Annotated in this window: 12 protein-coding genes; all 12 read right to left on the reverse strand. The window is 52.3% G+C overall.

Annotated features, from left to right (window positions below; genetic code table 11):
• Positions 1–258, reverse strand: a complete 258-nt coding sequence (locus tag I2I11_RS12635) for a hypothetical protein (RefSeq protein ID WP_196268084.1) — start codon at positions 256–258, stop codon at positions 1–3.
• 148 nt (positions 259–406) lie between these two features.
• Complete coding sequence (locus I2I11_RS12640; protein ID WP_196268085.1) at positions 407–652, reverse strand: hexameric tyrosine-coordinated heme protein; 246 nt, start codon at positions 650–652, stop codon at positions 407–409.
• Positions 653–686: 34 nt separating this feature from the next.
• A complete protein-coding gene (locus tag I2I11_RS12645; RefSeq protein ID WP_196268086.1) occupies positions 687–950 on the reverse strand; it encodes a hexameric tyrosine-coordinated heme protein in 264 nt (87 codons plus the stop codon).
• A gap of 17 nt (positions 951–967) precedes the next feature.
• Entirely contained in the window at positions 968–1,987 is a 1,020-nt protein-coding gene (locus I2I11_RS12650; RefSeq protein ID WP_230680239.1) for a cbb3-type cytochrome c oxidase subunit II, read from the reverse strand.
• Between the two features lie 54 nt (positions 1,988–2,041).
• A complete protein-coding gene (locus tag I2I11_RS12655; protein WP_230680242.1) occupies positions 2,042–3,922 on the reverse strand; it encodes a cbb3-type cytochrome c oxidase subunit I in 1,881 nt (626 codons plus the stop codon).
• A 183-nt stretch (positions 3,923–4,105) separates the two neighbouring features.
• Positions 4,106–4,408 (reverse strand): hypothetical protein, encoded by a 303-nt coding sequence (locus I2I11_RS12660; protein WP_196268087.1) that lies wholly within the window; start codon positions 4,406–4,408, stop codon positions 4,106–4,108.
• 302 nt (positions 4,409–4,710) lie between these two features.
• Positions 4,711–5,922, reverse strand: a complete 1,212-nt coding sequence (locus tag I2I11_RS12665; protein ID WP_196268088.1) for an acetate/propionate family kinase — start codon at positions 5,920–5,922, stop codon at positions 4,711–4,713.
• Between the two features lie 91 nt (positions 5,923–6,013).
• Positions 6,014–8,104, reverse strand: coding sequence for a phosphate acetyltransferase (pta, locus tag I2I11_RS12670; RefSeq protein WP_196268089.1), 2,091 nt, complete (start codon positions 8,102–8,104; stop codon positions 6,014–6,016).
• A 186-nt stretch (positions 8,105–8,290) separates the two neighbouring features.
• A complete protein-coding gene (locus I2I11_RS12675) occupies positions 8,291–9,010 on the reverse strand; it encodes a sulfite exporter TauE/SafE family protein (protein WP_196268090.1) in 720 nt (239 codons plus the stop codon).
• Between the two features lie 4 nt (positions 9,011–9,014).
• Positions 9,015–9,488 (reverse strand): FixH family protein, encoded by a 474-nt coding sequence (locus tag I2I11_RS12680; protein ID WP_196268091.1) that lies wholly within the window; start codon positions 9,486–9,488, stop codon positions 9,015–9,017.
• 217 nt (positions 9,489–9,705) lie between these two features.
• On the reverse strand, positions 9,706–11,115 hold the full coding sequence (ccoG, locus tag I2I11_RS12685) for a cytochrome c oxidase accessory protein CcoG (protein WP_196268092.1): 1,410 nt from the start codon (positions 11,113–11,115) through the stop codon (positions 9,706–9,708).
• Between the two features lie 520 nt (positions 11,116–11,635).
• Positions 11,636–12,823, reverse strand: coding sequence for a c-type cytochrome (locus tag I2I11_RS12690; RefSeq protein WP_230680248.1), 1,188 nt, complete (start codon positions 12,821–12,823; stop codon positions 11,636–11,638).
• Positions 12,824–12,825 lie beyond the last annotated feature (2 nt).

The following is a 12,825-nucleotide window of genomic DNA, read 5'->3' on the forward strand; positions in this document are numbered from 1 at the left end:
TCAGAAATCTAAGACCGTTCTTTTGATATGGTTATTGGCTTTTTCGCCGGGTTTGGCCAGCCACTTGATACTAAAAAACAGGCAGAGCAACACAATTGCTACCGTAGCCCATACGATGGCATAATCCCAGTTGCTTTGCGGGCCCACGCCATGGCTGATGCCCTGCAGCACTTTAGGCTGTTGCTTTTCGCATACCGGGCAGGCAAAAGCCACCACGCTTAGTAAAGTTGCGGTTATAGTTAAAAGGAAAATTTTCATGTGTTTTGGTTTTGGTTAAGTATAAATTCTTCCGCTGGAAAGTAAACCTACCCCTCCCAAGAGGGGAATTCCTGAAGGAGTAATTTCAATTCCCCTCTTGGGAGGGGTAGGGGTGGGTACTATGTTTGCAGAAGCTTTCATCAGCCGCTTACTCTTTAGTGCGCCAGTAATTGTTGGCCTGCGCGATGGTCTGAAACTCCAGGGCTATCACCTGAGCGGAGGCAATCAGCTGGGCTGTGTCAGTAGCGTAGGCAGCCCGCAACTGTTTACGGATATCGGGGTCGGGCTGGATGGCACCAACAGACTTGCGGGCCAGTTTAATGGCAAGCTGCCGTCCTTCAAAAGGTGTGGCGGTGAGCAAACTGGGTACGTAATCTTCTTCCTGATTTTGCATGGTTCTATCGTTTATACTTCGTGTTGGTGTCACGTTACTTTTTTCTCCAGTAATTGTTAGCTTTCGCAATTTCCTGAAACATATTCCGGGCACATGTTTTACAATAGGTGGCGTTTCCCGACGCGGCGGCGGCATGGCTTGGGTTAAAAGCGCATCCCTGTGTCAGTTGCTCCCTGAGCTCCTTATCAGGCTGATTGCCGCTAATAAGTTTGCGGGCAAGTTTTATAGCCAGTTGCCGCCCTTCGTACGGCGTGGCTGTAATCAGGCCCGACAGGTTAACCCCTCCCTGGTTTGGCATGCGACGTTTTATACTTCCTACTTTTTAGCTGTTTGCTTCAACATATCTATAATTTTCTGCACTTCGGCTACCGGTACTTTGCGGGCGTTATTTCCCCAGCTGGTACGCTCGTGGTTGATGATGGCAGCTACCTCGGCGGCCGACAGGTTGCTGTTGGCGCCCACCGCCGGCATGGTAGCGTATTCCGGACGTGGGTCATAGCCGTTCATAACAATGTTTATCAGCAATTCAGGATTGTCGTCTGTAACCACGGGGCTGCCTTTTAGCGGCGGGAAAGCACCTTTCAGGCCTTCGCCGTTGGCCTGGTGGCAGCTCTGGCAGTTGGCGGCATAGAGGGCCGCGCCATCCAGCCCCATGTCTTCACCTCCGCCTGCAGCTGCATCCGCTATGTTTTTAGGCTGCCGCTTATAAAGGAACTCTGGTGCCGGCATAGCCTCGGGCAAATCCACTTGTTTTAAGGACTGCAGATAGGCCACCAGGTGCATGGCATCTTCGGTGGCGACTATTTTGCCTTTCACGCCTTTGCGGAACTCGTCGGGAACGGTAATCTCTACATCGCCCTCTTCCAGCTCGTCTTTTTCTTCAAACAGCCAGGGGTAAGCCGGCATAATGGACTGGCCCACCACGGCGCGCGGCTGGTAGAGGTGCAACAGGTTCCAGGCGGCGCTGGGCTGGCGACTGCCCACGTTGGCCAGGTCGGGGCCGGTGCGCTCGGTGCCCATCAGGGTGGCGGTGTTGCGCCAGAAATCGGTGCGGTGATTGTCGGCATAGTCGGCGGCTATACTTGGCCGCCGGCCCCATACTTTGTCCATCTCGATGTTGCGTACCTGTTGGGTATGGCAGGCCACGCAGCCATTCGACACATAAACCGCCTTGCCTTGTATTGCCTCCTCGCTCAGCGCTTCGGCGTTGGGCAGCGGGCTGTTGTTGTTCTGGTTGTTGATGGCCGGCATAATGGCCACCAGAATAGTAAGGCCCACGAACAGGCCCAGTGCCGTTAAGTATAGCTTCTTGTGATTATTAAAAAATTCCATCATATCTGTTGTGTGCTAAAGCGCATCTGTTAGATTTTTTTAACCTGTAGTTCAGTGCTATTTTTCGTTTGCGAAGTCTACCAACTCGTATTCCCCGTCATTTAATTGCCGGATAGCCGTATCGTTGATGTTCACCGTTTTGCGCGGATTTATCATGCGGTACATGTTAAAGGCGAAAATCAGGTGCGATGTCCACATCAGGGAGCCCCCGATGGCACGCCACAGCCAGTAAGGTGCCATCAGCACCACGCTGTCGATAAACGCTTTTCCGCCTTCCAGCCAAAACAAGCCTCGCAGCGTGCCGCCCAGCATCAGCGGAATAGTATAAAACATCATCCCCACAAAAGCCATCCAGAAGTGAATGCCCACGGTAATCAGCGGTGGCTCCTGGCCGGTGAGGCGGGGCACGATGGCGTAAATGCCGCCCCACAAAAAGAAAGCGATGATGCCATACATGGTCAGGTGCGAGTGCGCTACCGTAAAATCGGTGAAGTGCCAGATAAGGTTGGTGCTGCGGAAAGCTTCGGCCGTGCCCTGCAAAGAACCGGTAAAGTAAAAGATGATGCCTACCAAAAAGAAAGGCAAGGTATAACTGCCCGATACTTTATGCCAGGAGCCTTTAAAGGTCATCAGGAAGTTGGTGGTACCCGAAATAACCGGAATGGCCATACCTGCGCTGCCCACAATAGCCACCGTTTGCAGCGACCACGGAATGGCGCTGAACACAAAGTGGTGCGAACCGATGAGGGTATAAAACAGTATCTGCGACCAGAAGGCAAGTATTCCCAGGCTGTAGGAGTAAATCGGTTTGTTGAGCTGTTGCGGCAGGTAGTAGTACACCAGGCCCAGCGTGAAAAGCATAAACCACATACCTACGCCCTGGTGCATATAATAGCCCTGCACCACGGTTTCGCCGAGGCCGTTTTGCCAGTAAGGAATATAGGCCACCAGCGAGATGACAATCGTGAACATGATGGCCGCAATAATGTACCAGTTCGACACGTAAATTTCTCTGGTTTTGCGGTGGGCCACTGTTCTTAAAAAGTTAAACAGCGTGATGATGAGCCCGATGCCGAACAAAAGCTGAATCGGCCAGATATACTCGCGGTACTCACCGCCGCCATTGTTGATACCCGCCATGAGCGAAATAGTACCGAATACCACCGCTGCATTAATGAGGACGAGCGTCCACCAGCCGGCTTTTAAACTATGGATTTGAATGTTGCTGACGCGCGGCACCACATAGTAGCCCAGCCCCAGCATCGCCAGCGACGACCAGCCCCAGAACACGGCATTGGTGTGTACCGGTCGCAACCTGCCAAAGCTCAGCCAACTCAGGTGGTCGGCATCGGGCGCCACGAACTTGATGCCCACATACTCGCCCACCGAAGTGCCGAAAACGAGCCAGAAGGTGGCTGTGCCCAGAAACCAAAGTATAAGCCGGCTGAGTTTCGGGTCGATACCCGGCCTTTTAAGGGCGTGGCGCTTGGCCTCTATAAAGCGGATGTTGGCTTGCTCGTTGATGCCGCTCAGCAAACCTTTGTCATCTTCGGGTGAGAAAGGGCCGGAGAGTTCCTGTCCGCTGAGGTGGTATTCGCGGTGCTCCCGGTGTTTGTTCAGTTCCTCCAGTTGCTCCTCGTTCAGGGTTTTGAGGTAGGCCGCAAAGCAGGTGGCCTCATCGGTGTCTTTGCGGGCCTGAATGTTTTTAAACAGGGCGTTTGCTTTCACCACCACCAGAAAAAGGGCCGCGACGAGCGGTATCACCAACAGGGTAATGGTAATGATGATGCCGGGCATACTCATCAGGCTTTCGGTTGTTACGTTATCTGCCTGCGCCGATGCCGCGGTGGTAGCGGCCAAACAAAGTAAAGCCACGAACAAGGCCCGGCGCAGCGGCGGTAACAAAGGCCATGTCCGGGTGTGGGAAATTGCTTTCATGCGATTTGTTTTGTTTAAAAGAACCTGTTTCAAGTCGGTATTAAATCTTAAAAGGACAACTTTATCTTAAATATGAGTATAAAAAAAAGGCCTGCACCGGCCATCCCCTGCCAGCCGGGTAGCTGCCTGTTGTGCAAGTATAAAAGGTAGTGTTGCGCTGTTTTCATGTGCTTTTTAGCTGAATCAGGCAGTTGCATGGAAGCGCAACTTCTGCGCAATTTCAGATGTCAGACTACTGGAGTACATGCCATAGCCGTTTACCAGGATGCCTTTCAGGCCGTTGTAAGCTTCCACGCCATACACAATGGCTTCGTCGGCCGGGTCGGAGTCGCCCTCGAAACGGTAGCACTCGGTTATCTCAAATTCGTTTGCCCCGAACTGGTCGGTGTGGCACACCAGGCAATTGTCCTGGAGGTTAAAATCGATGGCATAGCCCCGTTGCTGAAGCCCCTGCACTGCCTGCGATACTGTTTCAAAATGATGCATAACACGCTCTTTTTACTGCCTCTCTCCTTCCGGCAAATTGGCGGCCGCCGGACCGGCTTTCATAAACTGACAAAGCGCGCCTGCGCCATCTGCCATTTTCATAAAAGTAGAAGCCAGGCCTAAAATAAAGAATGACTTCTATCAGCCCGAAAACTGATAAAAGTCATTCTTTTAAAGTGCACAAGTAAGGCCTTGATTTATATAAGCTTACATCAACAATCTGTTGTTTTTATACTTCGATTTTATAATGGCATTTTTGTTTTTATGCTATTTTAGGCTGTGAGTCTTAAGGATGGGATGATTTAAAGAAGCGATTTTTCCTGCAGCAAAGCCATACATTGCTGCGCTATCTCCAGCTCTTCGTTTGTCGGGATGAGGAGTACTTTTACCGGAGAATTGGTGGTATTTATCTCCCGCAGTCCTTTAGCGCGGGTGCTGTTTTTCTCCTCATCGAGCTGGATGCCCAGGAAATCCATGTCGCGGCACACGTCTGCCCGCACAGTGGCGTCGTTTTCGCCTACACCTGCCGTAAACACGATGGCATCGAGGCCGTTGAGGGCAGCGGCATAAGCGCCAATGTACTTCTTGATGCGGTAGGCATACATATCATACGCCAGCGCGGCTTCCTGACTTCCTTCGGCAATGGCCTGGCTGATGTCGCGCATGTCGCTGTGGCCGGTCAGGCCCAGCATGCCGCTTTGCTTGTTTAGAAGCGCGCTCACCTGCTCCGGGGTGTAGCCCAGCTGGTTGATGAGGTGGAAGATGATGGAGGGGTCGATGTCGCCGGAGCGGGTGCCCATCACCAGGCCGGCCAGCGGACCAAAGCCCATGCTTGTATCGATAGACTGGCCATTAACAACAGCCGCCATGCTGCAGCCGTTTCCCAGGTGAATGGTGATTAGCTTTGCCTCGGGCTTATTTAAATACAACGCCGCCTGCTCCGCCACATACTTGTGGCTAATGCCATGGAAACCATAGACTCGGATGCCTTCTTCGGTATAAAAAGCATTCGGAATAGCATAGCGGAAAGCCTTTTCCGGCAAGGTCTGGTGAAAGGATGTGTCGAATACCGCAATTTGCCGGGCTTTGGTAAAGATTCTTTCCGCTACCTCAATGCCCAGGTAGTTGGAGGGGTTGTGCAGCGGCGCCAAAGGAAAGAGCTTCTTTATCTCGGCCTTCACCTCGGGCGTTATAAAAGTCGTGGCGGCAAACGCCTCGCCTCCGTGCACCACCCGATGGCCTACTACCTCAATCTCCTGCGGGTCGCGGATTACTCCTATTTCAGTGGAAGTAAGCAACTCATTTACAGCCAGCAAACCAGCTTCATGGTCAGGCAAATCCAGCGTGCGCCGTATCATCTTTTCGTCTTCGCCAGTGCCTATTTTGTGCGTGATGATGGCTTTTGGCAGGCCGATACGCTCTACCAAACCGCTGCAAACAGGTGTTTCGGAGGGCATGCGGAACAACTGGTACTTGATGGAACTGCTTCCGGAGTTGACAACGAGTATGTTCATGTTTTAAGTCGATTTTAGCTTCTGCCGTGGCAGAACGGAAATTGCAGCGAAAGCCTGTACCGGCTTCCGCTGCGTGAATTAATTCAGCTGGTCAGGACTGGCCCTGGATGGCGGTAATCACCACGGTGTTGAAGATATCATCTACCGTGCAGCCGCGGCTCAGGTCGTTCACCGGCTTGTTGAGGCCCTGCAGCATCGGCCCGATGGCCAGGGCGCCGGTTTCGCGCTGCACTGCTTTGTAGGTGTTGTTGCCTGTATTCAGGTCCGGGAAAATCAGCACACTGGCCCGCCCGGCCACTTCCGACTGTGGCAGCTTTTGCCTGCCCACCACTGGGTCGACGGCGGCATCATACTGTATCGGCCCCTCCACCTTCAGGTCAGGTCGCTTCTGCTTCACTATCTCAGTGGCCTGGCGTACCTTCTCCACATCCACCCCCTCACCGGATGTGCCGGACGAGTAGGAAAGCATAGCAACACGCGGCTCGATGCCAAAGCGCTGGCTGCTTTCGGCAGAGGAAATGGCAATCTCCGCCAGCTGCGCTGCCGTCGGGTTCGGGTTCACGGCACAATCGCCAAATACCGATACCCGGTCGGGCAGGCACATGAAAAACACCGACGAAACAACCGATACGCCCGGCTTTGTTTTGATGAACTGCAGCGCAGGCCGGATGGTGTGCATCGTGGTATGCACCGCTCCCGACACCATACCATCGGCGTGGCCCTTGTACACCATCATGGTGCCGAAGTAGGACACATCCGTCATCAGGTCGCGGGCCATCTCGAGCTGCACGTTCTTGCTTTTGCGCAGTTCATAGAGTGTTTCTACATACTCCTGGTAATATTCCGACGCAACAGGATTGATGATCCGCAGGTGGTCCAGGTCCAGGTTAATGTCGTTTTGCTTTACCAGGGCGGCAATGCGGTCGGCATCTCCCAGGAGCGTCAGGTCCACAATCTCTTGCTGTATCAGGCGGACGGCGGCACGCAGGATGCGCACATCTTCGCCCTCCGGCAGCACAATATGCTGTTTCTTTTGCTTGGCCCATTTCACCAGTTGGTACTGGAACATGTGCGGCGTAATGCCTTCGGGCGTAAACGTAACAATTTTCTCCTCCAGGGCCTGCACATTCACATACTTTTTAAAGGTATCGATAGCCAGCTGTATCTTCCGCGTATTCTCCGGCGTAATCCTGGATTTGATATTGCCGATAACCGTGGCCGTATGAAAAGAGCCGCCTTTTACCGCGATAATCGGTACCACAGTCTGCAATCCTTCCATTAGCCGTATCACCGATTCCTCCGGCTCAAAACCGCCGGTAAGCACCAGACCGGCCACCTTCGGGTAGTTTACCGACAGGTTTGCCTGCAGCGCACTCAGGATGATATCGGCCCGGTCGCCGGGTGTCACGATGAGCACATTTTCGCGGATGTGGTTCAGGAAGTTGGGTACCTGCATGGCCCCCATTATGGAGTGGTCGGCCTGGTTAAAGAGTTGTTGCTGCCCAAAAAGAAGCTTACCACCCAAAACCTCCAGCACTTCCTGCATAGTAGGGCTTTTCAGGTTCTGGTCTTCGGGAATGGCCGCATAGATGGTCTGGCTCTGTTGCTGGCTTCCGAAATAGGCGTTTACCTCCTCCAGCTGTTCCGGATTCACCTTGTTGGCAATTACAGCCAATACCTGCACATCGCGCACCTCGAAATTATGCTTGATGGTGCGCACCGAGCTGATGAGTTGCTCGCTTGTTTCGCCCTCAGCCGAGACCACAATGATAACCGGCGCGCCGAGGTTCTTTGCAATCGTTACGTTGGCATCGAACTGGAAGGCTGTGCCCTGTCCCAGAAAGTCGCTGCCTTCTATCACCGTAAAATCATAGCTCTCTTCGAGCTTCTTAAACTGGCTGATGATTTTATCGATAATTTCACCCTGCAAGCCCATCTCAATCAGCCGCAGGGCCTCCTGTTGGGTATAGGCAAAGGTCTCTTCGTAGGGAATGGAAAGGCCGAAATGGTTGATAACGGTTTCGATGTGCGGGTCCTTTTCCGTTTCGGGGGCAAAGTTAACGATGGGTTTAAAGTAGCCGATTTTGCGGGCTTTGCTCAGGAGCATATCCACCAGCCCAAGGGCAATAATCGATTTCCCGCTGTAAGGTTCGGCTGTGGCAATAAATATATTCCGGGTCATTCAGTTAAATTTGATGCTTTGCTGCAAAGGTATACGTACGCATCTTTTTGCAAGAAGATAGAAGGGTAATTTATCATCCCCTGCCCAGATTTGCTGAATCGCAGCGAGCGCTTGTGGAAGTATAAACTACCTTTTAATGGATAACATAAAGGAAGTGAGGTTGATTGGAGCTCCTTTGGCTGTTCGCTATTCGGGCTTGCTGCAGCACATGGTCATTTCCTTTTTGTGCTGTGCTGTTTCCGTTACTTTCGGACTCATGTACGGGATACCTAGGCCGAGGCCTCGCACAATAAAAAGCATCGCCAGCACCATGCCCACGTAGGGTACGGCCTTGTTAAAAGTATGGCGCAGCTTCAGGCTGATAAACTTGCCGGACAAAGATACCAGGAACATCAGCGGAAAAGTGCCCAGCCCGAACAACAGCATATAGAGCATGGCTCCCGTAACGCCCGGCGCGCTGATTGCCCCCGAAAGTGCGATATACACGAAGCCGCAGGGCAGCAATCCGTTCAAAAGGCCCACCATACACAGGGCTCCTAAAGAGTTTTGTTGGAAAAAATAGCCCAGCTTCTGGCGCACCCACACCATCAGTTTATCGGTGCCGAATACTTTGGCGGCTTTGCCTTTGGAGCTTGCCGGCAACACCAGCAACAGCAATATCAGGATGCCGGAGGTGATGGAAATAGCCTGTTGCAGCCCCGCCATTTGCAGCGATTTACCGAACACGCCAGCCAATGCACCCAGCAAAGTATAGGTGGTCAGTCGCCCCCCATTGTACAGGAGCCGGCCAACGTAAAAACGCCAGCCGTTGCTCCCGCCAAATGGTAAGGCCATCGCGATGGGGCCGCACATCCCAACACAATGGAAACTGCCTAATAATCCGAATAAGAATCCTGCCCAAATCATGGCGCTATTCTATGATAATCGTTTGTTCTGTGTAGTAATTTTCACCCGCTGCGCTATAGTTCAGGCGTACTTTCCAGAGGCCTTTCTGTAGCTTCCCGGCATTCAGCAACTGTCTTTGATTTGCGTCCGGCTGCAGGGGAAGCTCAAAATCCAGCTTGTCGTCGGAGGGGCGGAAGAAATTAATTTTGCCGCTGATATTTTTACCTGCAAAACTTTCGGGCAATTGCAGCAAAATCGTTTGCGCTGCCGCATCGTAGTTGACTGCCACCTCGCCCAGCGCTCTGGTGCGGCCTACGGTGTTCATGTGGTCCTGGTAGGCCAGTTCCTGTTCATAATAATTGGTGCTCACCAGGTCCACGTCCTGGCTCATGGCCCGGTACACAAACGAGGCGATATAGCCCATAAACAGGAGCATGGCGGTTACAACGGCGTAAGGCCAGATGGTGAAGCTTTTATTTTTATCTTGATTAGTTGCCATTTTGGTAATGTGATAATTTTTTAATGTGCTGATGTAAACCCACCCCCTACCCCTCCCAAGAGGGGAATTTTCACTAATGCAAGTTCTACTGGCGCAAGTGTTAAGCGCAGCGTCACTTGTGACTTACAATTGGGCAAGTCTCCAGACTTGCGTGAACCATACTTTATACTTCCGAAAGTCCTGTGTCTTGTGTCCTATGTCTTATGTCCAAAACGCCCTACTTCGGCGGGGCCAGGAACTTGGTATCCTGTGTGGTAATCAGCTCATCGCCATTGTATAAACCGACCTCTACTTCCGAGTTCATGCCTTCGAGCTGGTCCTTGGGTATTTCGGCAAAGAACACGCCTTCCACAATGCCCTGCGCCGGCAGCACCAGCTCATTTCCAATTACCTGGATGGTTCCGTTTTTGCCAATCAGCTTCAGCGTGAGCGGCATTCTATGGTTGGTTTTGTTGATGACGGAAATGTTGTACAGGTTCTTGATGGTGCCCTGTTCTGTTTTCTGATAGAGCTGGCCCGGGGTGCGCAGGATGGTCGCTTCGGCACGGTCGCGGAGCAAGAGGAGCGTCGAAACCGCCACCAGCAATACCACGAGTACGGCGCTGTAGCCCATCACCCGCGAGGTGAACAGCTTCCACTTTTTGCCTTCGGCTATACTTTCTTCGGTGGCGTAGCGGATGAGGCCTTCGGGTTTGCCAATCATGCGCATGATGTCGTCGCAGGCATCCATGCAGGCGGTGCAGTTGATACACTCTAATTGCTGCGCGCCGTTGCGGATGTCGATGCCGGTGGGGCATACGTGCACACATTGGTTGCAGTCGATGCAATCGCCTTCGGTGCGTTCCTGCCCTTTGCGCAGCTTGCCCCGCGGCTCACCACGACCATAATCATAGGCTACCACAACCGATTTCTTATCCAGCATCACGCCCTGCATGCGGCCATACGGACAAACAATGGTACACACTTGCTCCCGGAAATAGGCAAACACCCAGTAAAAGGCACCTGTAAAGGCTGCCAGTGCACCCAGCCCTGCCAGGTGGTTCAGCGGGTTATCGGTTATAATTTGCTTCAGCGCATCGATGCCAATCACATAGGCCAGAAAGGTGTTGGCCACCAGGAAGGAGATGGCTAAAAAGATGGCGGTCTTGGAGCCTTTTTTCAGAATCTTCTCGGTGTTCCAAGGCATCTTGTCCAGCGCTTTCTGTTTGGTATAATCGCCCTCAATGGCATACTCGATGCGGCGGAAAACCATTTCCAGGAAGATGGTCTGCGGACAAATCCAGCCACAGAACAAGCGCCCGTATACGACCGTGAAAAGGATTACGAACACCGTGATGGCCAGGAACGCCAGCACGAGTATAAAGAAATCCTGGGGCCAGAACAGCACGCCGAAAATCACGAATTTGCGTTCGATGATGTTGAGCATCAGGAGCGGCAAACCGTTTATTTTGATGAAGGGTCCGGCAAACAGAAAAGCCAGCAAGCCATAGCTTACCAGTTTGCGTTTGTTGTAAAATTTACCTTTCGGCTTTTTGGGATACACCCAAACACGTTTCCCGGACTCATCTACCGTAGCGATGTGTTCGCGGAAATCGTCGGTTGGTTTTGTTTTTGTTGCAGTTGCCATGGCAGTGATAAGTTGTGCGGATTTTATTTCTGCCTATTTTTTAAATTTTGAATAACTGAATTTTGAATGACTGAATAGAGGAGGTCTTTTTACCTGCCTTTCTCCTCGGTGCATCAAAATCTTCTTCTGCAAAATTCTATATTTTGCCCTTGGCTAAAGATGACGGAGGTCATTTCTGGAGGTGATTGTCGTCAGGAATGGGAGTTCTTTTGATTTTCAATTTGAAGTCTATAGTTTGTCTAAGCCGGCGTAGCACTTTCAAACCTCCCACCGCTGGTGCGAGCTTGTAGCTCGTACCTTTTACATCATGTAGAGCACTACTTCGCCCCCTAGTAGTTTATCTGCAGCAAATGATGTAAGGGTCTTCCTAAAGCCGGCACATAAGCGGAAGTACGAGCTGCAAGCTCGCACTAGCAAACAATGCTTCTTCTTTCTCCTTAAGCTTAGCATCCACAGGGACAAAATAAAAGCTGCCGGCATTTATACTTAAATGCCTGCAGCTTTTAATGAAACTCAACTTCTACTTCGCCTTCTCGCCTTGTGGTTCTTTGGCGTTGGCGGGGTTAGAGCCTTGCAAGCTTAGAATGTAGCTGGCTACTTCCAGTATCTGGGTTTTGCCGAGCCTGCCTTGCCAGGCCACCATGCCTTTGGCCGGCACACCGAATTTAATGGTGTGGAACAGGTCGTTTACGTCGCCGCCGTGCAGCCAGTACTCGTCTGTCAGGTTCGGACCAACCATACCTTCGGCATTCTGGCCGTGGCAGGCGGCGCAGTTCTGGATAAAGGTTTTCTTACCATTTTCCAGGGCCGCAGCATCGGTTAGCACGGTGTAGTCGGTTTTGGCGTTCGGGTCGTTGTTGGCTTTGGCTGTGAACAGGGCGGCTTGCTGCATTTCCTGTTCATACTCTTCTGCCTGCAAAGCGCCGCTGTTGAATACGTGGAAGTATAGCATGTAGCCAATGGCAAATACAATCGACACGTAGAACATGGTCTTCCACCAAGGTGGCAGGTCGTTGTCGTACTCCTGTATGCCGTCGAAATCGTGGGTAGAGTGAATCACGTCTTTGGCTTTGCCTGTAAACAAGGTGGCATCACCGCGCATCAAAAACAGCACACGCCCGGCAAAGGAAGTACGGAAATCCTCATCGTAAATAGAATCTCCCAGCATCGGCACAAACAGGCGGAACAGGATAACGAGCGTTACCAGAATCAGCAACAGGATGGCGGCTGCCAGTGCAAACGTGAGCAAAATGGCGGGCGGCAAATCCAGGAAAGCGACTTCGGCGGGAGCCGCAGCCTCAACTGCCGGGGCCGCAGCATCCGGCACAGCCGGTGCAGCTTCTGCCACAGCGGGTGCGGCACTTTCCTGTTTGATGTAGGCTACCACGTTCTCAATATCCGCATCCTGCAGCTGCCCGCCAAAACTTGGCATCTGAATTTTGCTATACTTCTCGAACAGCGCCGTAGCTTCCGGGTCGCCTCCTTTAATCACCTCGGTCGAGTTCTTCACAAACTTCTTAATCCAGTCGATGTCGTGGCGCTTGTCTACGTCTTTCAGCGCGGGGCCTACTACATCGTTTTGTATGCTGTGGCAAACGGCGCAGTTAGCCTCGAACACGGCCTTCCCGGCAACGGCGTCCTGCGCCTGCGCGGAGTTCGTGCCCATCAGGAGCAAGCCGGCCGTCAGGGCTAGCACTCCGTTTTTCATTG

Source organism: Pontibacter rufus (genome assembly GCF_015694705.1).
In the GTDB taxonomy this organism is placed as follows: Bacteria; Bacteroidota; Bacteroidia; order Cytophagales; family Hymenobacteraceae; genus Pontibacter; species Pontibacter rufus.